The organism is Microcoleus sp. AR_TQ3_B6 (assembly GCF_036702785.1).
Lineage (GTDB): Bacteria > Cyanobacteriota > Cyanobacteriia > Cyanobacteriales > Microcoleaceae > Microcoleus.
In genome coordinates this window covers 1-22,238 of sequence record NZ_JAUBVJ010000031.1, presented here as the reverse complement: position 1 = coordinate 22,238, position 22,238 = coordinate 1, and the positions used below count along the sequence as shown (strand labels likewise).

Genomic DNA, 22,238 nt, shown 5'->3' with positions numbered 1-22,238 from the left:
GCATGACTCAAGCGGTTAAAGAGGTGGCTTGATTTTGCTAGGTTTTAAGACCGAACTGAAACTAAACGACCGACAACGGACACAGTTAGCCCCGCACTGTGGAGTAGGGCGTCATGCTTGGAATTGGGGATTGTGGCTAACCAAAAACATTCTCGACCATAACAAAGCTCATCCAGATAAAAAACTCAAGTTTCCCACAGCTATTGACCTGCACAAACTGTTAGTAGCCTTGGTGAAGTCAGAAAATCCTTGGTATTACGAGTGCAGTAAATCTACACCGCCACAGGCATTAATGGCTTTGCGCGAAGCTTGGAAGCAGTGCTTTAACAAGACTGCGGGAGTACCGAGATTTAAGAAAAAAAGGATCCGCGACTCTTTCACGTTAGAAGGAACAGTCAAAATTTTGCGTAACAACAAAATTTATGTTCCCATAATTGCCATTCTCAAGACTTACGAAAGGTTGCCACAAGTATTAACCAAGTCTTGCACGATATTCCGTCAAGCTTCCAGGTGGTTTATCAGTTTCCGATTTGATGTAGAACAGCAAGAGTCATGCCAAACAAGCGTCGTAGGAGTTGACACCGGCATTAAAGCATTAGCTACTCTCTCAACAGGTGAAGTGATTTCCGGAGGAAAATCCTACAAAAAGTACGGAGCTAAGCTGTCAAGAATGCAGTGGCTCAATCCCCATAAAACTATCGGTTCAAGCAACTGGAAAAAGGCACAAGTCAAGAAGATAGCTAGCCGGCACGGGAAAATAGCTAACATCCGCAAGGATACGTTGCACAAACTCACGACATTACTTGCTAAAAACCACGGCACAGTAGTTATTGAAGACATCAACGTGTCAGGCATGATGGCTAATCACAATCTGGCAACATCTATTGCTGATCTGGGCTTCTTTGAGTTCCGCCACCAGTTAACCTACAAGTGTCAATTGTATGGCTCTAAGCTGGTAGTGGTTGACCGTTGGTTCCCATCTACAGCGGTTCGATCGCGTGGTGAGGTATGCCCTATGCCCTATGCCCTATGCCCTATGCCCTATGCCCTATGCCCTATAGTACCTCATTTTTCTGAGAAAGGTTATAGCAAAAGTTGCTCTAACTGTGGAATCAAAAAAGAAACACTTTCCTTGGATGAGCGAGTGTTTGAATGCGACCATTGTGCATTCAAGATTGACCGCGATTTGAACGCAGCGATTATTCTGTCAAAAACCGTCAGTTAGACGGGGCTCGTGCCTGCGGACTGGTGAGTGCCGACACCGCCAGGATGAAGCAGGAAGTAAGCTTCTAACTACATAGGACGAGTTTTGTCTAGTTGTGAGTAGTTGTGAGTAAGTCTTATGTAACGGAAACCAGGAATAATTATAAATTGCCAATTATAAATTACAAATTACAAATTATCAATTAGTAAGAACTTGAGTTAAATTAAAATGCGGCATTCCCTGTTGAGCAAGTTTCAAGGAACCATCCTGGGGGCAGTTTTAGGAGATTCTATAGGTCTGCAATACCAGAGGCAACTCGTGGGTATTCCCCCCGAAATAGGAGACTTGCCGCCGATTTTACAACTGACGAAACACCAACACTTGACACAGGGTGGGGCAAGATTAACGTTGAATTCTCCCCAGATAAAAATCCCAACAGGCAAACAATCATCCGAATGCGGGAGACTTGGGGTGGCGTGCGCTCAAAGTTTAATTCGGGCTAGGGGTTTAGATTTAAAAGATTGGCGCGATACTTGGGAAGCATTTGCCAATTCCGAAATCTATCATCCCCGAAGCAGTGAGTTTCAAAGCCTGCTTAACCCTTCTGAAGCTGCCGTTGCTGCGCTGCCATCGGCGATGTTTTTTCACGAAAATAAAGCCAAGCTGCGAGAAAAAATCATGCTGGCGATAGAGGTTTGGCCCAAGGAAAACAAACCAGAATGGGAGACAGCAATTTTAGCAGTAGGATATGCGATCGCCAGAACTCTCAAAAATAAACTTGACCCGGCGACAGCAATCGAGCAAACAATTGCTTACCTGAAAACAGATAATGCCTTAACAGAGCTGCTGCTGCAAGTGCAAATACTACTAGAACGGGGAGCCGATTTAGAAACAGCCACCACTCATCTGTGCAAAAGCGCCGCAGCTTTGGGAGAAAGACAGGGCGAGGGGGAGAAAAGATTACCAACCCAGTCAATTGTCCACCCAGGAAATTTGATTCCCATTGCCCTAGCTTTCTACTGTTTCTTGAACACCCCAGAAGACTTGCGCTTGTCAGTGCTGCGGGCTGCTCGCTGTGGCATAGCCGGACAACTCACCTGCGCTTTGACGGGAGCTTTGTCTGGAGCTTACAACGGCGCTGCTGCGATTCCTGTAGAATGGCGACAGGTATCTTCGGCTACGCTAGAACCAGGGCCCTTGGTCTGTGGCCGAGAACCCTCGCTCTGGGGAACGGGCAGCGATGCAAAAATTGTAGAGTTAGCAAATAACCTGTTTGCTGTTTGGGCGGGAGTGTACACACCCGATGTCGGCCCTTCTTCCGCAGCGCTAGCCCGATGGGTGGCTGCACCTTATGTGATTAGACCTCGTAAAATATAAATTTTTGAGCTTTTAACAGGGAGGCGAAACCATAAATTAGCAATCAGCAGTTAGCAATTAGCAATTAACAAGTCAAAAACGAAAGCCGAAGGAGAGCGACAATTAAAGATTAAAAAGTAAAAAATTAAATCGGACGCGCTTGCCCCAAAAAACCGGGTTTCTACGAGAATATGGGGTTGGAAAAGGAAGAATCGAGGGAGAAACCGGGTTTTTAGCCGCAGCGCGCGATTTTTGTTCAAGATGGACAAGGGAAGCAAAGAAGCTGCTGGCGTTGTTGGCCACAGTCAGGAAACCCAACTGCTGGCGATACTTACGCAAAGTAGCGTGAGGGGTGAGAAGCTGTAACCAAAATCCTATTCACATCTACTCATTTCATAAGAAATGAGTAGATGTGAATCAGTATATAGTGTGACTCAAAGCGATCGAGAGGTAACAATGCTGTTAGGCTTCAAAACAGAATTGAAACTGAATAACAGGCAGCGCACTATGCTCGCCAAGCACTGTGGAGTAGCACGCCATGCTTGGAATTGGGGATTGTGGCTAACCAAAAACATTCTTGAGTATAACAAATCCCATCCCGATGAAAAACTTAACTTTCCCACAGCTATTGACCTGCACAAACTGTTAGTAACCCTGGTGAAATCAGAAAATCCGTGGTATTACGAGTGCAGTAAATCTACACCGCAACAGGCATTAATGGCTTTGCGCCAAGCTTGGAAGCGGTGCTTTAACAAGACTGCGGGAGTACCGAGATTTAAGAAAAAAGGGCAGCGCGACTCTTTCACGTTAGAAGGAACAGTCAAAATTTTGGGTAACAACAAAATCCAAGTTCCTGTAATTGGCATTTTCAAGACTTACGAAAGGTTGCCACAAGTATTAACCAAGTCTTGTACAATATCCCGTCAAGCTTCCAGGTGGTTTATCAGTTTCAGATTTGACGTAGAACCGCAAGAGTCATGCCAAACAAGTATTGTGGGAGTTGACCTCGGCATTAAAGCATTAGCTACTCTTTCAACAGGTAAAGTGATTGTCGGAGCAAAATCCTACAAAAAGTACGCAGCCAAGTTGTCAAGAATGCAGTGGCTCAATCGCCATAAAACTATCGGCTCACGCAATGGCAAAAAGGCACAGCTTAAGATAGCGAGATTGCACATAAAAATAGCTAACATTCGCAAAAATACGTTGCACAAGTTAACGACATTGCTTGCCAAAAACCACGGCACAGTAGTGATCGAAGACCTCAATGTGTCCGGGATGATGGCGTTGCATAAACAGGCTGCCTCTATTGCTGATATGGGTTTCTTTGAATTCCGACGCCAATTGACCTACAAGTGCAAGTTGTATGGCTCAAAACTTGTAGTAGTTGACCGATGGTTTCCATCCAGCAAAACTTGCTCTAATTGCTCCACCAAAAAAGAAACACTCGGACTTTCTGAGCGAGTGTTTGAATGCGGTCATTGCGGTTTTGTTATTGACCGTGATTTAAATGCAGCGATTAATTTGTCAAAAACCGTCAGTTAGACGGGGCTCGTGCCTGTGGACTGGTTAGTGCCGACACCGCCAGAATGAAGCAGGAAGTAAGTTTCACAATACTCAGGAGTAGATTTGTCTAGTTATGAGTAGTTGTGAGTAGGTCTTGTGTAACGGTTGAATATTCAGCCACGGTTGTTCGGATAAACTCAATCAAGATGCAGAGTCAGAATTTCTGACAAAGCTGCTGGATAACAGTGATATATCTTCAACACAAATGAATACGCTCTCCTCATTGATGCGGCAGATTGAGCAGCTAGGCGCTGCGCGCTCACTGCGCCAACACATTGCTAAAGTGCAAAATGGCGGCAGCAAAGCAGATACTTCACGCGCTGGCGGGCCTCTCCTGAGCCGTTTGTCGGGTGAGAAATGGGTTCTGCCCGAGACTTTTACGAGATTTACAAGTAAAACCTCAAAATCAAGCCTCAAAAATCAAGCTCGTTCCCCTATGTTGGCGCTGGTAGCGGTAGTTTCCCTAAGCAGCACTCTGGGCCACCGCTTCTACAACCAGCCGAAACTGGATGTGGGGACGAAAGCTCCTCAGACTATTAAGGCTCCTGCTACTGCTAGCATCCCGGATTACAAAACTACTGAAGAACAGCGGAAAGCAGCGCGGATCGGGGCTGTAGCGATATTAATGCTCGATCCAGCGGTCAATCGACAAATTTATCAAGAATTACAACAATTTTTGCAGCAGGGAAGCGAGCTGCGGCAGGCGGTAGGCCCGTTTCCGTTTGCGAGTCCCTCGGCGCTCTCAAATGCGGCTCAGGTTTACTTGCGGGGCTGTCCCGAGTGGGAGTGGCGATCGATTTTGGCGCAAGCGGGGGACAACAGTGCAACGGACGAGCGGTTGAGTTTGGATTCCCCCGCCATTGCTGCGCAGACTGACAACAAGTCTCAGCAGGATGCTGTCGCTCAACTGCAAGCTTACAGCCGTGAGGTCCGGGCTGCCGAGTTTCAAAGCCTGACAGACAGTATTTCCTCGGCTCGCCAACGCTATCTCAATGCTGTGCAGGCCCTGGGAAAACCATCGGTTTCCGGGCTCGGACAGATTTACGATACTTCGCTGTTTGATTTGTCGGATGCAGCTTGGCACAAAACCCAAACGGGTATGAGTCGGGTGGCAAAAAGGATGGTGGCTCAAGGTATCCCGCAGGGCTTGCCAAAAGAAATTTTGAAAGAAGCTGTGAAGCTGCAAGTGGCAGGTGAAGTGCCGTTAGAGTCCCAAGCTTTGGCGATTGAGGGGTTAACAGCGATTTTGCACCCAAATCTGGTCAGAGATCCCGAGGAAACCAAACAGCTAGCTGAATTAGCGGCGCAAAACGTCAAACCGGTGATGATCGCAGTAGAGCAGGGCGAGATAATTGTCGCAGAAGGAAAAGAAATCTCGCAGCAAGATTTCGTGTTGCTCGACTATTTTGGTTTGAGCCGGCGGGGGGTGAATTGGCTGGGGCTGGCGGGTTTTGTTTGTTTAGTTGCGGGGGCAATTGCGATCGTACTGCTGGTGGAAAGGCACTACCGCTTGCGCCGGAGAGATCATTTGCTATTGCTGCTGCTGACTTTGAGCGCGCCGGTGCTGGTGAGTTTGGGGCTACCTTGGACGAGTTTGCCCGCGATCGGGATTTTAGCGGGCGGCTTCTACGGTTCGGCGGTGGGGGTGACGGTGGTGGGGCTGCTGTCGGCGCTGCTGCCCGTTGGCTTAAATGTGGAGTTGATTCATTTGGTGGCTAGCGGGGCGGGCGGATTGCTGGGCGCTTTTATGGCCGGGCGGCTGCGATCGCGCGAGGAATTGGCTCTTTTGGGCGTGGGTGTCGGCTTGACTCAGGGCACCGTTTATCTGGTTGGGACTCTGATTGCCAGCGCGGCTACCGGTGCGATTTGGTACGTGGTACTCGGTACGGTGGGCGCACAAAGTTTGGCCGGTTTGGCTTGGAGCGTTGTGGCGATCGGCATCAGCCCTTATTTGGAACACGTTTTTGACTTGATTACGCCGATCCGGCTGGCGGAACTTGCCAATCCCAACCGCCCGCTGTTGAAGAAATTGGCTGCAGAGGCTCCGGGGACTTTTCAACACACGCTGTTTGTGGCTAGTTTGGCGGAGGCTGCGGCCCGGGAGATCGGCTGCAATGTTGAGCTGGTCAGAACTGGCACATTATACCACGATATTGGAAAAATGCACGACCCGCTCGGATTTTGTGAAAATCAAATGGGCGGGGCTAACAAACACGATGAAATTAATAACCCTTGGACGAGCGCGGACATTATTAAAAAGCACGTTACCGAGGGGTTGGTGATGGCGCGGAAGCATCGATTGCCCAAGGCAATTCAGGCGTTTATTCCCGAGCACCAAGGTACAATGTTGATTGCTTATTTCTACCACCAAGCGCAGCAAATTGCTGCAAAAGAACGACAAGAGTTAAAGATTACTGTGCCAGATGCTGATAATTCAAAGTTAACAATCCCAAGTCGCCAAGTGAGGGAGGAGGATTTTCGCTATGACGGGCCGATTCCGCAGTCGCGGGAAACGGGGATTCTGATGCTGGCGGATTCTTGCGAGGCTGCTTTGCGATCGCTCAAGGATGCTACTCATGAAGAGGCTTTGAATATGGTTAATCGGATTTTGAGGGCTCGCTGGCAGGATAATCAGTTGCTCGATTCGGGTTTGACTCGGGAGGATATGTCTCTAATCGCGGAGATTTTTGTGCGGGTTTGGGAACAGTTCAATCACAAGCGGATTGCTTATCCTAGCGCAGTTTTTACTCCCAGGTAGGAGGAAATTTTGAGTTAGGAAAAATAGGAGGGAATTTCAGTTGTGGATTAGATTTTATGTATTCTTCTGCGGTTACTCTTCGGGGAGTTTCACCTCGAAATTCTGAATCCCACATTCCGCAGGTCTTAATATTAATTGGGGAGTTTTTGGTACGAAATGGCTGTAATTCTTTGTCTACAAGCATTCCGCTGATATGTAGAAATATGAGTTTTTATTAAGGAGTGTTTATGGGTTCTCAATAGTCATTATTTATCGAGAATATGTTGGCGATTAAATTCCTAGGATGACGTTTGATCGTCAACATATTTTTGACTATGTTAAGAAGTGCGGAATGTGGGCTGAATAGTCGATATCTATTTCGTCTGCTAGATACGAGGGCAATTTTTGCCAGTCTTGGGCATCGATCGCATTGGCTGAGGCTACGATCGTATCTACGACCGCAGCGCGATCGATAATCCAGCGGATGTCTGGCAGTTCGTACATAAAAAATAAATTTTGTGAGTTGTCAGTTCAAAAGATTTTAATTTTTAACCGCAGATGAACGCGGATAAACGCCGATTTTTGGTGTTGATTCTATCCTTTGACTCCGGCGGCGGTTTCTGTTGGTACAATGTATTTTTGCAAGAGCAAAAAGAGTCCTAAAACTGGAACAATAGAAATAATGGAACCCGCGGCAACTAAACGCCAATCTAAGGAAAATGTCCCTGCTAAATTGGCTACGCCTAAAGGTAAAGTGTAATATTCCGGCCTGTCTAAAACTAGCAGCGGCCACAGAAAGTCGCTCCAAGAACCGATAAATACGAAAATTCCTAAAGTGACTAAAGCTGGCTTAATTGCGGGAATCATGACGTGCCACCAAATGCCTAATTCTGTACAGCCGTCGATGCGGGCGGCTTCTTCTAGTTCTTTGGGAACTGCTAGGAATGCTTGTCGTAATAAAAATATGCCGAAGGCTGAGGCTAGTCCGGGAAAGATTACGCCTAAATAACTATTTTTTAGTCCGAGTTGTACTGTCAATATGTATAGGGGAATCATGACTATTTGGAAGGGAATCATGATTGTGGAAATGATTGTGATTAAGATGGCTTCCCGACCGCGAAAGTTGAGTCTGGCTAAGGGGTAAGCGGCGAGGGCGCAAAAGAAAATGTTGATGCTAACTGTGAGGCCGGCAATCAGGGTGCTGTTGAACAGGTAGCGGGCGAAGGGGTTGGTTTGCCAAACTTTGATGAAGTTTTCGAGAGTTGGCTGTTGCGGCCACAGTTGCGGGGGAAATTGAAAGATGTTTTCGGTGGGGGATTTGAGGGAGGTACTCAGAAGCCACAGCAGGGGAAACAGCATTAAAAGTGCGATCGCGCTCATGATGCTGTACGTCCACAGGGCCCTCCACCGCGAGGGAGTGTTGTTTGGAGAATTTGGTTTTTTGGTTTTGAGATTGTTCATTGTTGGGATATGATAATAAGTCCTTGCTTCGTGAGAAGCCTTGTTGTCCATAAGGGGATTATTGCCATGAAACCGTTTATTTACGAAACTATGTACATTCTGCGCCCTGATTTGGGTGAGGAAATGACAGACCAGGCGATCGCTAAATATCAAACTATTTTGCGCGATCAAGGTGCTGAAAACATCGAAACTCAGCACCGCGGCAAGCGCCGTTTGGCTTACGAAATCGGCAAGCACCGGGACGGAGTATACGTTCAAATGAACTATACAGCTCCGGGCGCTGCAATTTTTACCCTGGAGCGCGCGATGCGTCTGAGCGAAGAAGTGATTCGCTATTTGACTATCAAGCAAGATTTGCCAGATGCACCTGAAGCTGAAGCTGAAGCGGAAGTCGCCGAGTAGCATTCGTTTGACACTCCCATGCCTAAAGGCGATGGGATTCTTCGTTCATAGACCCAACTTGCTGGCGACTGGATTGCTCCAACCAGAGTAGAGGTCGAATCTCCCGAAGCGTTCGGGTCTTTGACCCAAGTTCTCGTGTGCCCCACCGTACTCAAGGCTAATTTCAGGATGTTGATAGCAGCATTCCAGTCTCTGTCTAGAACGAATCCACACCCACAGGCGTGAGTTCTCATAGATAGAGACTTTTTGACGGCGTTGCACCGCAGTTAGAGCATTGCTGGGAAGTGTAGGCCGGATTGACCGCTACGGTTATCTTGCCAAACTTTACCCCGACCTACTCTAGCCACTTCCTGAATTGATACCAACCCGCATCATTAATCGATTTGGCGAGACAGTGATTCTTGACTAAGTTCTTAATCCTCAACTCGACCTAGGCAACCAAATCGTTAGATTTGATTGCGCAACGTGCCAGTCTCTTGGCGTGTTCTTCACGCTGCCTACTTATTTTGAGGTGTACTCGTCCGAGTCGATTAATGGCTTTCTTGCGGTTGGCAGAGCCTTTTTTCTTGCGAGAAACACGCCGTTGTCGAAACTTTAGACGTTTTTCTCCGATTCTATAAAACTTAGGGTTGGGTTCGGTGTGACCGTTGGAGTCTGTATAGAACTCTTTGAGTCCCACATCTAAGCCAACAGTTTTACCTGTGGGTTCAGACTCCACCTTGTTATCAGCACTGATTAGGAACTGAACGTAGTAGCCATCGGCACGACGCACTAGCCTAACCCGTTTTATCTGGTCTAATTGGTAGAAGTTTAAGTCCCATGTACCTTTTAGTTTGAGCTTGCCGATTCCCTTTTTATCGGTGAAGGTTATCTGCTTGCGAGTCTCGGAAAGCTTCCAACCACTTGTCTTGTATTCGACAGAGCGACAGTTTTTCTTGAACTTTGGAAAACCCTTCTTTCCGGGAATAGACTTCTTGCAGTTGTCGTAGAACCGAGCAATTGATGAATAAGCTCGTTCGACCGAAGCTTGACAAGCATGGGAGTTTAAGGCGTTAACAAAACGAAACTCAGCTCTCAACAATGTGTTATAGCGATACAGATTTCTGCCCCACATCTTTGTTATCCATCCAAAAACGGCCACACTTGTTGCGGACAAATTGAGCAGTTTTAATCGCCTCGTCTATCGCTGAATATTGAGTTGTTTTCCCTTTCGCTTTAAACTCCTTGACAAACATTTGACCTGGAAAACCTCTACATCAATAGACTAACACAGTTAACAGAAAGCCGGCCACGCTCAGAAGGGGCTTGTGTCCCATTATTTTTGGTCAAAGTATTGCGACTGCAACGATGGTTCATCAGAGGGTCGGGTTTGACAAAGCCTTCATGCACCAAGGGTCGAAAATCCCACACTGCCCTTGATACCTTCGACTTAGTGCTGCCCGTGGCGATCGCAGCAGCAAGTGTTCCTGAACGTGAAGCGATCGCACAGGTCCTCTCTTTCGGTCTACCAGATCGCACAAAGGGCTTCACGGCTGTTTGTGGTCAGGCGATTAGCCTAAGTTGTTATGCTTTGCCACTTTTCATACAGCCTCTGAGGTTGGGTCCCAATCAACCAGCCTTGCGCCCGATCGCACTCCCTGCAACCTCGATCGACATTCTCCCCCAATAGCCCAATTGTAAAGTTTTGTGACATTTTTTATTTGGTAGCTTTAGATACAGAATTGTCTGTTATAGTTAGAGAAAGAAAGAAAAAAACAGCCCAACATTAATCTCAAGAATACGGAGGAACCGCATATGTCTACTGAAAATCAAGCTCGCTCTCTGATGATGCGCCACCACCACATGGTGAAGAACCGGCAGCAATCCATGCTCAACCGCACCGCTACCGAAGTCGGGATGGAAGATACCCACTACTGGGGTCACATTCAAGGCAAACCGCAGCCCAGCCTTCAAGTCAGTTACGATCGCAGCAACGCCACCATGAGCTAGGGCAAGCTCAAATTGCCCAATTGCCTACGAATTTATTACCTATTATTTGGAGAAACCAGTTATGTCAACTCAAGAACAAGCCCGCAACCTGATGATGCGCCACCAACACGTCGTTAAAAACCGTCAGGAATCCATGCTGAGCCGTGTGGCTGCTGAAGTTGGTTTAGATGCTGGTTCTCAAGCGAGTATCGATCGCAAATAACTCGTTTTTTCAACGGCGAGATAGTTGAATCGAGTCTGTTGTTTGCCAGCTAAAAATTAATAATGTCAGTGACAAAACCGTCGCGACTTCTTCTTGAGTTCTAACTCTAGATAGGAAGCCGCGATTAGTTTTATGGGAACGGGGAATGGGGAATGGGGAATGGGAAATGGGGCTCAAAAGAATGGGGAATCTAAAATCTAAAATCCTTCGACTGAGCGCTCACGCCGAAGTCTAAAATCTAAAATCTAAAATCTAAAATCTAAAATGGTATAATCCGCTTTCAGCAGATGGAAGGCTACTAGGGAGGTCATCATGTCGGACTGGAAAGAAATTGGCGGCGGAGTTACAGCACCCAGAGGGTATCGAGCATCGGGAATTACAGCGGGTTTGAAGCCTTCAGGCTTGCCGGATTTAAGTTTAATTTTGTCAGAGGTGGAGGCGATCGCCGCGGGAGTCTTCACCACATCCACTGTCCGGGCCGCTTGCGTGGACTACTGCCGCCAGCGTTTGCAAGCTAAATCTAGCGCGAAAGCAATTTTGTGCAATGCGGGACAAGCTAATGCTGCTACTGGCGAGCAAGGTTGGGCAGATGCCCTCGAAAGTGCCAATTTGTTGGGAGAAGCGCTGAATATTCCTCCAGAATCAATTCTTTTGGCCTCCACCGGCGTCATCGGACAGCGGATTAAAATGGAGCCCCTTCGGGCGGCGATTCCGCGATTAGTTGCTGAGGCATCGGCCACTGGTTCCGATGCGGCTGCTAAGGCTATTTGTACGACTGATTTAGTGCCGAAAACGATCGCCCTGGAAACCATGTTTGGCGATCGGCCCGTGCGCATCGGCGGGATTTGCAAAGGTTCGGGAATGATTCACCCGAATATGGCAACAATGCTAGCATTTGTAACTTGCGATGCAGCAGTGTCGTCGCATTTGTGGCAAGAAATGGTGAGTCGGGCGGCTAACAGAAGTTTCAATCAAATTACTGTTGACGGAGATACCAGTACCAACGACTCGCTAATTGCTTTGGCGAACGGTCAATCCCGCACGCCCGCAATTACAGAAATGGGGGCGGATGCTGAAAAACTAGAGGCGATGCTGACAGAAGTTTGCGTGCATTTGGCAAAGGCGATCGCCCGTGACGGCGAAGGGGCAACTTGTTTGGTGGAAGTGCAAGTTAGCGGCGCGCTGGACGAAGTTTCTGCGAGTAAAATTGCCAAAACAATTGTTGGTTCTTCTTTGGTGAAAGCTGCTATTTTCGGACGCGATCCGAATTGGGGGAGAATTGCGGCGGCCGCTGGGCGCGCTGGTGTACCTTTCGAGCAAGAGAATTTGCGGATTCAATTAGGGGATTTTTTGATGATGGAAAACGGGCAACCGAAGGAGTTCGATCGCGCTGCTGCCAGTAATTATATGAAAGCGGCTGCGGAGGGGGAATATTTGAAGGCTGATACGGTTTTAATTCAGATTAGTGTCGGGAATGGCAGCGGTTTTGCGAAAGCTTGGGGATGCGATTTGAGTTACGACTACGTGAAGATTAATGCGGAGTATACGACTTAATTTTTATTCTCAAGTTTGCATATCGTTTGTAGTAAAGACTTTAGTCCTTAGATGCCGAAATCTCTAAAAAAGGGCTGAAGTCCTTACTCGAAACCGAGATCAGTTGTATCACCGGACCTGATAATCGGCTGAAACCGAACCTGTTGCTCTGCTGCGATTAATTGATCGATAGTATAAATTATGCCGTCCAAGGAACCGTCGGAAAAACATCGAGAATGGGGTTCTCGTTTCCAGGATTGAGCCATTCTCTAGCGCCCCAACTTTGCGCCTCGACAATGCCGATTTGTTTTACGTTTTGACCCGTGCATAAAGCAGGCCGAACCCATTTAAATGCGAGTCCAGCCTCGGTAACAACACTTTTACGAAATTGTCAAGAGAAATTAAGAGGTGCTCACCCTTGCGATCGCCACCCTCTCTAATTAATCACCTGTCGCTGCGATCGACAACTTTCCGTTGCTGTTTGCGTTTCACCAGCGCCCCTGCTACAACACCAGCCAATACACTTAACGACGAAGCGGGTTCGGGAACAGGTGTAGAGTCAGCAACTTTGTATGCATGGTTGTCGCTCTCGAAAGCAATCGAGCTATCGCTTAAAACTACTTTGTTAAAAGACTCTCCCGGTGCACCGAAGAAATTAGCGTAAACACCACCATTGGTGAGGACACTGCTGTCAACAGCATTACCACTAAACGATTGAAGGAGTGTATCACCGTTGAAGAAACTAATGGTGTTATTTGGGCTAGGTGTGCCCCAATACAATCCAAAGTAATCAAGTGGATTAGCAAAGGCGATAGTAACTGGAGAGGTTCCTCTTGCATCGCCCAATACCGAAACTGCCAGGTATCTCGAGTTGTCATCCAGCGAAATAATAGAGCTAATAGTGTTGCCTGAAACAACCGCAGGACCCGGACCTGGAGCAGAGTAAACAGCCAAACCGCTAGTTGGCGCACCCGACTCGAAATCGATTGTCGTTACCCCAGGCACGTTGGAGAATTGCCCTTGTCCGGCAACAGGTGTCCCCCCAAATGTCAGCATAATCGCGTCGGCTGGAGCGGAAATCACAGTAAAAACTGCTGCTCCCATGATTGAGCCTGACACTTTCTTTATAGAAGTCATGAGATTAATTGCTCCCAAAATCTAAATGTTGACAGTAGACAATCTCAACGAATTGTTACCCAATCTTACTTACCTGGAGATAGCTGCAACTGATTTAGTGAGACACAGATGTATTAGCATCGGGTAGGCTAGAGTGCAAGGAATAAATCCTGCTGAACCTTGGCACCCTCTCGTTTGAGAGAGTCCATGTTAACACAAAACCCTCTCTAATTAATCACCTGTCGCTGCCATCGACAACTTTCCGTTGCTGTTTGCGTTTCACCAGCGCCCCTGCTACAACACCAGCCAATACACTTAACGACGAAGCGGGTTCGGGAACAGGTGTAGAGTCAGCAACTTTGTATGCATGGTTGTCGCTCTCGAAAGCAATCGAGCTATCGCTTAAAACTACTTTGTTAAAAGACTCTCCCGGTGCACCGAAGAAATTAGCGTAAACACCACCATTGGTGAGGACACTGCTGTCAACAGCATTACCACTAAACGATTGAAGGAGTGTATCACCGTTGAAGAAACTAATGGTGTTATTTGGGCTAGGTGTGCCCCAATACAATCCAAAGTAATCAAGTGGATTAGCAAAGGCGATAGTAACTGGAGAGGTTCCTCTTGCATCGCCCAATACCGAAACTGCCAGGTATCTCGAGTTGTCATCCAGCGAAATAATAGAGCTAATAGTGTTGCCTGAAACAACCGCAGGACCCGGACCTGGAGCAGAGTAAACAGCCAAACCGCTAGTTGGCGCACCCGACTCGAAATCGATTGTCGTTACCCCAGGCACGTTGGAGAATTGCCCTTGTCCGGCAACAGGTGTCCCCCCAAATGTCAGCATAATCGCGTCGGCTGGAGCGGAAATCACAGTAAAAACTGCTGCTCCCATGATTGAGCCTGACACTTTCTTTATAGAAGTCATGAGATTAATTGCTCCCAAAATCTAAATGTTGACAGTAGACAATCTCAACGAATTGTTACCCAATCTTACTTACCTAGAGATAGTTGCAACTGATTTAGTTAGACACAGATCTATAAGCATCGCGTAGGGTAGAGTGCAATGAATAAATCCTGCTGAACTTTAGCCAACCTCTCTTTTGATGTCTTCCAGATTAACACAAATTTAGTAGCCTTGAAGTTTGTGTAAAAAAATCATCTAAGCAACGAGGAAGATTATGGGTGAGCGCTCTGCCGTTATTGAGGGTGAAGGTTTGTTTTCGATTTGATTTGAGATTTGGGATTCAAGCAATTAGCAAAACTAATTTACCGGTTACTGAGCCTGTTTCTAACAGTTCGTGGGCGGCTTGAGCTTGTTCGAGAGGGAAAGTTTGGCTGACGTGAATTTTGAGCAAATTGCGATCGCACAAACGAGCACACTGCTGCAAAATACGAGCCTGCTGTTCCTGTTCCTCCACCAAATTTTGCAGCATCGGTGTTAACATTAATTCGAGACTAATTCGCAGATTGCGCGTTCTCGCTGTTTTTAAATTGCCCAAAGCCGGATCGGGTTCCAAAATTGTTACCAAGTCTCCATAAATCTTCACAGCCGGAATAGTTTGGTAAAAAGTTTGTCCCCCGACTGTATCGAAAGCCAAGTCAACTCCTTGTCCCTGAGTCCAAGTCAAAACTTCATCGACAACATCAGTATTTTTGTATAAAATAACTGAATCTGCACCTAACTGCTTGACAAAATTGGCTTTTTCCTCAGAACTAACAGTAGTGCAAACCTCAGCACCCTGCAACTTAGCCAACTGTACCGCGACGTGGCCGACACCGCCGGCACCAGCTTGAATCAGCACTGTTTGGCCCGCTTGCAAGCGCCCTCGATCGTACAGCGATTCCCATGCTGTAATTAAAACTAACGGTGCCGCCGCCGCTTCAGCAAAACTTAAATGAGCAGGCTTGATGGCGAGAAAGCGTTGGTCTACAACAGCAAACTCAGCATAAGTACCCCTCGGCCCGCCCAAACCGCCATTGCAGAAAAAAACCTCGTCTCCCACTTGGAAACTTTGCACGCCAGCACCGACAGCCTCTACGACACCAGCACCGTCGCACCCCAAAACGTGAGGTGTTTTCTCCGGGTAAAAAGTGCCGCGCGATCGCAACTTAGTATCTATCGGATTGATACCCGCCGCTCGCAACCGCACCAAAACTTCTGTTTCTGTTTGTATAGTAGGGGCCGGGATATCTTGCAGTTTCAATACCGACGGGCTTCCGGGGGTTTCAAAAACGATTGCTTTCATCAGAGGTGTTAATTTTCTTATCGCCTTCACTGCGATCCTACCTTGTATTAGTTACCCATCCGTGACGATAGTTAGTGATTTTTAACTTACTCGCTGGAAGTCCCGCGCTGTAGCCGACGCGGGCGATCGTCGGGATGAAAGCAGGGCTGTTGACGACACTCCTGTGACAAATGCCGAAGGCGAGGGAAGGGGAGGCGCAGAAAAAAGCCAATTATCTATGTGGCACAACAGCTTGCAGTAGATAATATTTATGATTAACTGAGAAAATGACAAGCAGTCCATTCAATATCCTCAAAACGTCAAGTGACCGGAAATAAGGGGTCTAAAGCCCCGTCCTTCCCTTGACGGCTTTTCTTCTTTCAGTTTATCAATCCATTCCTCGATGGATTGAGTCAGGGTTTTATTTTTCTGTTTGGCAATTCTTCTGAGCTTTTTAATTTTTTCTGAGTCAACAGGAAGACTCAATATTTTCTTCATAAATGGGTAGCCAATGAGTAGCCATCTCTGCTACCATAATTAACATGAAAACTCTGAAGTTCAAGCTCTACAATCATCAGGAAAATAGATACCTCAAGCGGTCAATAAATGCTGCCGAGGTAATCTACAACCATTGGATTGCCCTCCATCGTCGGTACTATCGGATGTATGGCAACCACTTGAATTGTGCTAAGCTTCAGAGGCACAGGGTCAAATTGCGAAAACGTAAGCCGTTTTGGCAAACCGTGGGTTCGCAGGCAGTCCAAGAACTTTGCCAACGCATTGAAAGGGCGTATCTACTGTTTTTCAAGCCTCACAAAAAAGGAGTCTCGCCCCCCGAATTCAAAAAAATCAAGAAATACAAGTCATTCACTCTGAAGCCAGCCGGATATAAGTTTATCGGTGGCAACAGGGTCAAAATTGCCAATCGGGTGTATCAGTATGGCAATTCTAGAGAAATTGAGGGAACGGTCAAAACCTTAACCATTAAGCGAACGGCATTAGGCGAGTTGTTGATGATTGTGGTTGTTGACAATGAAAGCGAACAAACAGCAAAATTCAAGACGGGTAAAATCGCTGGTTTTGACTTTGGTTGGAAAACATTTCTCACTATCTCGGATGGAACAAAAATCGAATCACCGCAATTTTTGAAAAAATCCATTAACGCCATTAAAACAGCAAGTCGTCAGGATTCTCAGAAACGGAAAGAATCGGCCAACCGAGAACGTGCTAGAAAAAATCTGGTTCGCCAGCATGAGGATGTGGCAAATCGCCGCTGTAATTGGTTCTGGAAAATGGCACATGAATTGACAGATAAATTTGATGTGCTGTGCTTCGAGACACTTAATATCAAAGGGATGCAGCGTCTTTGGGCTCGCAAAATATTAGACCTGGCCTTTGGAGAGTTTCTACAAATGCTCCAAGGGATTGCCACTAGAAAAGGCAAACCAGTTGTTTTCCTCTGGCGATGGTATCCGTCGAGCAAGACCTGCTCCCATTGCGGTAATGTTCTCGAAAGCCTAGATATATCGTTTAGAGAGTGGCGTTGGCCGTCGTGTCAATCTATTAATCGACAGGATGAAAATGCCGCCTTAAACATTCAAGCTGTTGGGGGATCAACGGTTAGGTTAGGCGATGTCAGACAGGCTATGCCTGCAATTGCTGTTTGACCCTACAATCCCCGTGCGTCAACCCCGGAGAGTATGTCAATAGATGAGGATGTATTGAAGATTCCCAAGATTGGGGAGGTCAAGGCAAAATTGCATCGGACGTTGGAAGGAAAGTTGAAAACAGTCACTATCAGCATGGGCAAGACAAGGAAGTATTACGCTTCTCTCTTGTTTGATGATGGACTGCCCGAATTAGAAATTAGCTCAGAGGGCAAGGCAGTAAGGATTGAGGTGGGGCTAACCGATTTTGCTATCATTTCTGACGGCTCCAAGTTTGACACTCCCAAACCCCTTAAGGATCGTGAGAAAAACCTTAAGCGTAAGCAGCATTCGCTTTCACGCAAAGAAAAAGGGTCAAAGCGTCGGGGGAAAGCAAGAGGGATTGTGGCACGAGTCCACGATCCCAGCGCCAATACTCGTAACGACTTCCAGCATAAGTTATCTCGCAAACTTGTGAACGACAACCAAGTCATAGTCGTCGAGAATCTGGCAGTCAAGAACATGGTGAAGAATCACTGTGAGACCAAAGCAATTAGCGGTTGTGGTTGGTCAGAATTCACCCGACAACTAACATACAAGGCTCAAAAAGATGGGAAGACCTACCTAGAAATCGGGCGGTTCTTTCCATTAAGCAAGATTTGTTATGTAGACCTCAATCAGGTAGGTAGCTTGCCTCTTAATGTGGGGAGCTGGACTTGTTCCAAATTTCAGGAAAAGCACGATCGAGATGTAAACTCAGCTATCAATATTCTCCATGAAGGCTTAGGTATATTAGCGTTGGCAACCAGCGCTACTGCCAGTGGAGGCAATGTAAGACCTCATGTTGTTCGGAAGTCTTCCGTATCTGAGGCGGTTGCCGTTGAAGCCCGAAGCCTGCGCTCTATTGCCTAGCAATGAGCGTCCGGTTCACATAGATTGGCTTCAGATAAATACAAAAATTGTCGAGCGGTGCTAATCGATGTTCGATCTAGATTTATTTTTTTACTTTGAGATTCTTGCATATCTTCTGGGATTATCCGCGACTGTAGGCTTGGGGTGGGCTATTTATCTCAAGTGGCAGCGAAGACCCCCCAGTCTCCCTCTGGCCCCAGAGAAACGGCCGTTGGCAGAATTAAACGCCGAGGATTTATCTGCGAGATTGAAAATTCGGAAAAACTTTAGGATTTTCCCCAACTCAAATCTGTGGCCGCCAACTGACAAGTTCTTGGGTCAAGTTTTAGGTATGGGCCGCGCTCTATTATTAGCCGAGCAACAGCGGCCAACTGTGAATTCTTCGCCTCTTGTCGGGCCCTTAAGTATCCAAACCCTAAGTCGGAGCATTTCGGGTGCGATGGGGGAAAATCGCGATCGCCCCAAGGCCGACAATCCTCCCAAAGTCACTGCTTCCCCCCAATTACAGGAAGACTTGCTCGGCGAAATCCTAGCAGGTACTGATTCGCCGGGGGGAACAGATTTATTTGATGCCTTAGTTCGCCACTTAGCCTCGGCACTCGGAGTTTGCAGCGCCGTGGCTGCCAAATCGATTAAGTCGAAGGCAGGGGCCGATGCTGCTCTCGATAGATTGCAAGTTATCAGTTTTTGGAGCAATGGACAGTGGCAGCCAAACTTTGAGTGCGACACCGCCAATACTCCCGAAGCGCTGGCGATCGAGCAGGGAATGTACTGCTGTCCCGACGGCCTCCTGGAAACTTTTCCAGAAGACCGCAGACCGATAGTTACAGGTGCGCGCAGTTTCCTGGGAGTGTTGCTCAAAAACTCTTACGGCGAACCTTTAGGCATTATTTGTATTTTCCACGATCGACCCCTCCCGGAAGCACATCTTGCCAACTTCCGACTAATTATCAGCATCTTTGCCGGACGAGCCGCCGCCGAATTAGAGCGGGAGCGCCTAGAAGCAGCGCTGTACACTGTAGAAGCGAAATACTGCGCCCTTGTAGAACAAATGCCGGCTGTCACCTACATTTCTCCCCTCAACCGCACGGCGGCCAAACTTTATATCAGCCCCCAAATCGAGACTTTTCTGGGCTATTCAGTAGCTGAATGGAGGGCAGACCCGGACCTGTGGCTGAAACTCGTTCACCCAGAAGACCGCGACCGCGTGTTAGTTGAAAACGCTACACAGAAATTTACCGATGGAGAAGATATCTTCGGCGAGGGATCCCTGGTTTCAGAATACCGCGCGATCGCCCGCAACGGCCGAGTCGTCTGGTTCCGCGATCGAGCGACCGCAGTTCGCGATGAAGCAAGCAAGTCCGTCATCCTTCAAGGCGCAATGTTTGACATCACGGAGACTAAAGTAGCGGCCAGCGCGCTGCTAGAAAGCGAATACCGCTATTACACCTTGGTAAAAATACTGCCGGTCGGGATTTTCCGCGCTGACCCTGCTGGAGATTGCTTGTACGTCAACCAGCGATTTTTGGAGATGGCGGGACTGACTGTGACAAAGGCACTGGGCGAAGGTTGGGCGCAAAGTATACATCCCGAAGACCGATCCCGCGTTTTGAGCCAGTGGTATCGCGCTGTCGCAGACAAGTTGCCCTGTAACTTAGAGTACCGCTTTTGCAACGGCGACTCGATCACCTGGGTATTTTGGCAAGCAGTGCCAGAAATTGCCAAAAGCGGGGAAGTTGTGGGCTATCTCGGCACGTTGACCGATATCAGCGATCGCAAGCAGGCTGAATTCGCGCTGCAACAGGCCGAAGAGAAATACCGCAGCATCTTTGAAAATGCGATCGAAGGCATTTTTCAGGCAACGCCTGAGGGGCGCTACCTCAGCGCTAACCCTGCTTTGGCGAGAATTTATGGCTACGAGTCGGCCGCTGAATTGATCGCGAAGATACGCAACATTGACCGCCAAGTCTACGTCGATCCCAAGCGCCGCGTCGAGTTTTTGCACGCGATCGAAAAACACGGTTTTGTGTCAGAGTTCGAGTCCCAAGTTTACCGCGCTGACGGCACCACTATCTGGGTTTCCGAGAACGCCCGGGCTGTTCGGGGCGCTGGCGACAAATTGCTTTACTACGAAGGCACTGTTGAAGATATCACCGTCCGCAAAATAGCAGAAGAAAAGTTAGTACACGATGCTTTGCACGATATGCTAACCGGTTTGCCCAACCGAGCTTTATTTATGGATCGCTTGGGACACGCGATCGACCTTTCCAAACGCCGCCCTGAGGTTTTGTTTGCGGTGCTGTTTATCGATCTCGATCGCTTTAAGGTTGTTAACGACAGTTTGGGGCATTTAGTGGGCGATCGGTTGCTGATCGCGATCGCGCAGCGCCTGGCCATGTGTTTGCGCGCTGGAGATACGGTTGCGCGTCTCGGCGGTGACGAATTCGCTATTTTGCTGGAAAATATCAAAAGCACCGAGGATGCCAGCCTAATTGCCGAACGAGTGCAAGCGGAACTGGCACAGCCTTTTTACCTTAACGAGTATCAAGTTTTTACCAGTGCTAGCATTGGCATTGTTTGTTCTGGTTTTCCTGGGTCTCCAAGGGAAACCAGCAAACTGTCGAACCCCGGAAATCAGGGAAATATCGATGGGGAAACTTGTTTGTCTGGCTTATCTTCCGACTCTGGTGTTCCCAATGTCCCCTTCGCAATATTGTACGATCGACCTGAAGAACTGCTTCGAGATGCAGATGCTGCCATGTATCATGCTAAGGGATTGGGCAAAGCTCGTCACGAAGTTTTTGACTTAAGTATGCACACTCGCGCCGTCGCCCTTTTGCAACTGGAAAACGACTTGCGGCGCGCTTTAGACTCCGAGGAATTTCAGCTTTACTATCAGCCCATAGTCTCTCTAACTAGCGGTAGAATCTGCGGTTTTGAAGCGCTGCTGCGGTGGTATCACCCGCAGCGGGGTGTCGTATCTCCCGGCGAGTTTATTTTAGTAGCTGAAGAAACTAGATTGATTATACCTATTGGTTGGTGGATGATGCGATCGGCTTGCCGTCAGATCCACCAGTGGCACCAAAAATTCCCAGCAAATCCGCCGTTGACTGTCAGCGTCAACCTTTCTAATCAACAATTTAAACAACCGGATTTAATCCATCGCATTCGCGAAATTTTACAAGAAACTCAGCTTGACCCCCGCACTTTTAAGTTAGAAATTACTGAAGGCGTCATTATGGATAATGCTGAATCAGCAGTCGCTATCCTCGCGGAATTGAAAAAATTACAAATTCAATTATATATTGACGATTTCGGCACTGGCTATTCTTCTTTGAGCCGCCTGCACACTTTTCCAACTGATGCTTTAAAAATCGACCGAGCTTTTGTCAGCCGCATGAGTGAAGATAAAGGAAACGAAGCTATTGTACAGACTATTTTAATTTTAGCGAGTCATTTAGGCATGGATGTAATTGCTGAAGGCATCGAAACCCTCGAACAGCTTAATTTACTCAGAGCACTGCAATGCGAATACGGACAAGGATACTTTTTCTCAAAGCCGGTAGACAGCATCGCAGCCACACTTTTGATAGAAAGTCAACCTAAATGGTAATTTGACGGTTGACTGTTGACTGTTGACTGTTGACTGTTGACTGTTGACTGTTGACGGTTGACTGTTGACGGTTGACTGTTGACTGTTAACCTTTGGCTTTTTGTTTTAGTGAGTTAAGATAAGCATTAAGTTTTGGTGAAAGTTCATTTAATAAGGGATGCAGGCGAGCGCTCTGTTCTTGAGTTAAAAGATTTCGAGCGTAGGCAAGTCTTAACCAGTGTCTTGTTTCGTTTAATGAACCTCGGGCAATTTTCACAAAACGCTGATTATCTTGGC

Annotated in this window: 19 protein-coding genes and 1 pseudogene; 12 read left to right on the top strand and 8 right to left on the bottom strand. The window is 47.5% G+C overall.

The annotated features are described in order from the left end of the window. Positions 1 to 34 precede the first annotated feature (34 nt). The 4 genes from QUB56_RS16600 to QUB56_RS16585 all read left to right on the top strand — a co-directional run bounded on the left by QUB56_RS16600 (position 35) and on the right by QUB56_RS16585 (position 6,881). A complete protein-coding gene (locus tag QUB56_RS16600) occupies positions 35 to 1,225 on the top strand; it encodes a transposase (protein WP_332956556.1) in 1,191 nt (396 codons plus the stop codon). Positions 1,226 to 1,432: 207 nt separating this feature from the next. Further along, positions 1,433 to 2,581 carry an ADP-ribosylglycohydrolase family protein gene (locus tag QUB56_RS16595; protein ID WP_332956554.1) on the top strand — a complete coding sequence of 383 codons (1,149 nt, stop codon included), beginning with the start codon at positions 1,433 to 1,435 and terminating at the stop codon, positions 2,579 to 2,581. Between the two features lie 381 nt (positions 2,582 to 2,962). Then, entirely contained in the window at positions 2,963 to 4,102 is a 1,140-nt protein-coding gene (locus tag QUB56_RS16590; RefSeq protein ID WP_332956552.1) for an RNA-guided endonuclease TnpB family protein, read from the top strand. Positions 4,103 to 4,328: 226 nt separating this feature from the next. Beyond that, positions 4,329 to 6,881: an HDIG domain-containing metalloprotein gene (locus QUB56_RS16585; RefSeq protein WP_332956550.1), complete on the top strand. Its 2,553-nt coding sequence runs from the start codon at positions 4,329 to 4,331 to the stop codon at positions 6,879 to 6,881. Positions 6,882 to 7,193: 312 nt separating this feature from the next. Here QUB56_RS16585 and QUB56_RS16580 read toward each other — a convergent pair whose 3' ends face one another. Together QUB56_RS16580 and QUB56_RS16575 are read right to left on the bottom strand one after the other, a co-directional pair. Further along, on the bottom strand, positions 7,194 to 7,364 hold the full coding sequence (locus tag QUB56_RS16580; RefSeq protein ID WP_332956549.1) for a hypothetical protein: 171 nt from the start codon (positions 7,362 to 7,364) through the stop codon (positions 7,194 to 7,196). A 90-nt stretch (positions 7,365 to 7,454) separates the two neighbouring features. Beyond that, complete coding sequence (locus QUB56_RS16575) at positions 7,455 to 8,321, bottom strand: carbohydrate ABC transporter permease (RefSeq protein ID WP_332956547.1); 867 nt, start codon at positions 8,319 to 8,321, stop codon at positions 7,455 to 7,457. A gap of 66 nt (positions 8,322 to 8,387) precedes the next feature. On the opposite strand from QUB56_RS16575, the gene rpsF reads away from it, so the two are divergent. After that, complete coding sequence (gene rpsF, locus QUB56_RS16570; RefSeq protein WP_332956545.1) at positions 8,388 to 8,723, top strand: 30S ribosomal protein S6; 336 nt, start codon at positions 8,388 to 8,390, stop codon at positions 8,721 to 8,723. Between the two features lie 22 nt (positions 8,724 to 8,745). Here rpsF and QUB56_RS16565 read toward each other — a convergent pair. Beyond that, a pseudogene (locus tag QUB56_RS16565) lies at positions 8,746 to 9,958 on the bottom strand (RNA-guided endonuclease InsQ/TnpB family protein). Between the two features lie 134 nt (positions 9,959 to 10,092). Between QUB56_RS16565 and QUB56_RS16560 the strand changes: the two are divergent. The 4 genes from QUB56_RS16560 (at position 10,093) to argJ (ending at position 12,468) form a co-directional block, all read left to right on the top strand. Then, positions 10,093 to 10,392 carry a hypothetical protein gene (locus QUB56_RS16560; protein ID WP_332956544.1) on the top strand — a complete coding sequence of 100 codons (300 nt, stop codon included), beginning with the start codon at positions 10,093 to 10,095 and terminating at the stop codon, positions 10,390 to 10,392. A 125-nt stretch (positions 10,393 to 10,517) separates the two neighbouring features. After that, on the top strand, positions 10,518 to 10,712 hold the full coding sequence (locus QUB56_RS16555) for a hypothetical protein (RefSeq protein ID WP_332956542.1): 195 nt from the start codon (positions 10,518 to 10,520) through the stop codon (positions 10,710 to 10,712). A 61-nt stretch (positions 10,713 to 10,773) separates the two neighbouring features. Next, complete coding sequence (locus tag QUB56_RS16550) at positions 10,774 to 10,914, top strand: hypothetical protein (protein ID WP_332956622.1); 141 nt, start codon at positions 10,774 to 10,776, stop codon at positions 10,912 to 10,914. 312 nt (positions 10,915 to 11,226) lie between these two features. Next, positions 11,227 to 12,468 (top strand): bifunctional ornithine acetyltransferase/N-acetylglutamate synthase, encoded by a 1,242-nt coding sequence (gene argJ / locus QUB56_RS16545; RefSeq protein ID WP_332956540.1) that lies wholly within the window; start codon positions 11,227 to 11,229, stop codon positions 12,466 to 12,468. A gap of 423 nt (positions 12,469 to 12,891) precedes the next feature. On the opposite strand, the gene QUB56_RS16540 is transcribed toward argJ, so the two are convergent. The 4 genes from QUB56_RS16540 to QUB56_RS16525 form a co-directional block, all read right to left on the bottom strand. Continuing rightward, complete coding sequence (locus QUB56_RS16540; RefSeq protein WP_332956538.1) at positions 12,892 to 13,584, bottom strand: Npun_F0296 family exosortase-dependent surface protein; 693 nt, start codon at positions 13,582 to 13,584, stop codon at positions 12,892 to 12,894. A gap of 214 nt (positions 13,585 to 13,798) precedes the next feature. Further along, positions 13,799 to 14,491 carry an Npun_F0296 family exosortase-dependent surface protein gene (locus tag QUB56_RS16535; RefSeq protein ID WP_332956536.1) on the bottom strand — a complete coding sequence of 231 codons (693 nt, stop codon included), beginning with the start codon at positions 14,489 to 14,491 and terminating at the stop codon, positions 13,799 to 13,801. Between the two features lie 319 nt (positions 14,492 to 14,810). Continuing rightward, positions 14,811 to 15,812: a zinc-dependent alcohol dehydrogenase family protein gene (locus QUB56_RS16530; RefSeq protein ID WP_332956534.1), complete on the bottom strand. Its 1,002-nt coding sequence runs from the start codon at positions 15,810 to 15,812 to the stop codon at positions 14,811 to 14,813. A gap of 291 nt (positions 15,813 to 16,103) precedes the next feature. Further along, on the bottom strand, positions 16,104 to 16,289 hold the full coding sequence (locus tag QUB56_RS16525; RefSeq protein ID WP_332956533.1) for a hypothetical protein: 186 nt from the start codon (positions 16,287 to 16,289) through the stop codon (positions 16,104 to 16,106). A 44-nt stretch (positions 16,290 to 16,333) separates the two neighbouring features. On the opposite strand from QUB56_RS16525, the gene QUB56_RS16520 reads away from it, so the two are divergent. The 3 genes from QUB56_RS16520 to QUB56_RS16510 all read left to right on the top strand — a co-directional run bounded on the left by QUB56_RS16520 (position 16,334) and on the right by QUB56_RS16510 (position 21,962). After that, entirely contained in the window at positions 16,334 to 17,458 is a 1,125-nt protein-coding gene (locus tag QUB56_RS16520) for a transposase (RefSeq protein WP_332956532.1), read from the top strand. 33 nt (positions 17,459 to 17,491) lie between these two features. Continuing rightward, a complete protein-coding gene (locus tag QUB56_RS16515; RefSeq protein ID WP_332956531.1) occupies positions 17,492 to 18,349 on the top strand; it encodes an RNA-guided endonuclease TnpB family protein in 858 nt (285 codons plus the stop codon). Between the two features lie 211 nt (positions 18,350 to 18,560). Further along, on the top strand, positions 18,561 to 21,962 hold the full coding sequence (locus tag QUB56_RS16510; protein ID WP_332956530.1) for an EAL domain-containing protein: 3,402 nt from the start codon (positions 18,561 to 18,563) through the stop codon (positions 21,960 to 21,962). 85 nt (positions 21,963 to 22,047) lie between these two features. Here QUB56_RS16510 and QUB56_RS16505 read toward each other — a convergent pair. Further along, positions 22,048 to 22,238, bottom strand: a 191-nt coding sequence (locus QUB56_RS16505) for a four helix bundle protein (protein ID WP_332956529.1), incomplete at its 5' end; no start/stop codon positions are given.

What these genes read in the sequence shown, in the direction of transcription:
- QUB56_RS16595 (WP_332956554.1), top strand. Translation starts at nt 1,433, where the DNA reads ATGCGGCATTCCCTGTTGAGCAAGTTTCAAGGAACCATCCTGGGGGCA.
- QUB56_RS16590 (WP_332956552.1), top strand. Translation starts at nt 2,963, where the DNA reads ATGAGTAGATGTGAATCAGTATATAGTGTGACTCAAAGCGATCGAGAG.
- QUB56_RS16585 (WP_332956550.1), top strand. Translation starts at nt 4,329, where the DNA reads ATGAATACGCTCTCCTCATTGATGCGGCAGATTGAGCAGCTAGGCGCT.
- QUB56_RS16580 (WP_332956549.1), bottom strand. Translation starts at nt 7,364, where the DNA reads ATGTACGAACTGCCAGACATCCGCTGGATTATCGATCGCGCTGCGGTC.
- QUB56_RS16575 (WP_332956547.1), bottom strand. Translation starts at nt 8,321, where the DNA reads ATGAACAATCTCAAAACCAAAAAACCAAATTCTCCAAACAACACTCCC.
- rpsF (WP_332956545.1), top strand. Translation starts at nt 8,388, where the DNA reads ATGAAACCGTTTATTTACGAAACTATGTACATTCTGCGCCCTGATTTG.
- QUB56_RS16555 (WP_332956542.1), top strand. Translation starts at nt 10,518, where the DNA reads ATGTCTACTGAAAATCAAGCTCGCTCTCTGATGATGCGCCACCACCAC.
- QUB56_RS16550 (WP_332956622.1), top strand. Translation starts at nt 10,774, where the DNA reads ATGTCAACTCAAGAACAAGCCCGCAACCTGATGATGCGCCACCAACAC.
- argJ (WP_332956540.1), top strand. Translation starts at nt 11,227, where the DNA reads ATGTCGGACTGGAAAGAAATTGGCGGCGGAGTTACAGCACCCAGAGGG.
- QUB56_RS16540 (WP_332956538.1), bottom strand. Translation starts at nt 13,584, where the DNA reads ATGACTTCTATAAAGAAAGTGTCAGGCTCAATCATGGGAGCAGCAGTT.
- QUB56_RS16535 (WP_332956536.1), bottom strand. Translation starts at nt 14,491, where the DNA reads ATGACTTCTATAAAGAAAGTGTCAGGCTCAATCATGGGAGCAGCAGTT.
- QUB56_RS16530 (WP_332956534.1), bottom strand. Translation starts at nt 15,812, where the DNA reads ATGAAAGCAATCGTTTTTGAAACCCCCGGAAGCCCGTCGGTATTGAAA.
- QUB56_RS16525 (WP_332956533.1), bottom strand. Translation starts at nt 16,289, where the DNA reads ATGAAGAAAATATTGAGTCTTCCTGTTGACTCAGAAAAAATTAAAAAG.
- QUB56_RS16520 (WP_332956532.1), top strand. Translation starts at nt 16,334, where the DNA reads ATGAAAACTCTGAAGTTCAAGCTCTACAATCATCAGGAAAATAGATAC.
- QUB56_RS16515 (WP_332956531.1), top strand. Translation starts at nt 17,492, where the DNA reads ATGTCAATAGATGAGGATGTATTGAAGATTCCCAAGATTGGGGAGGTC.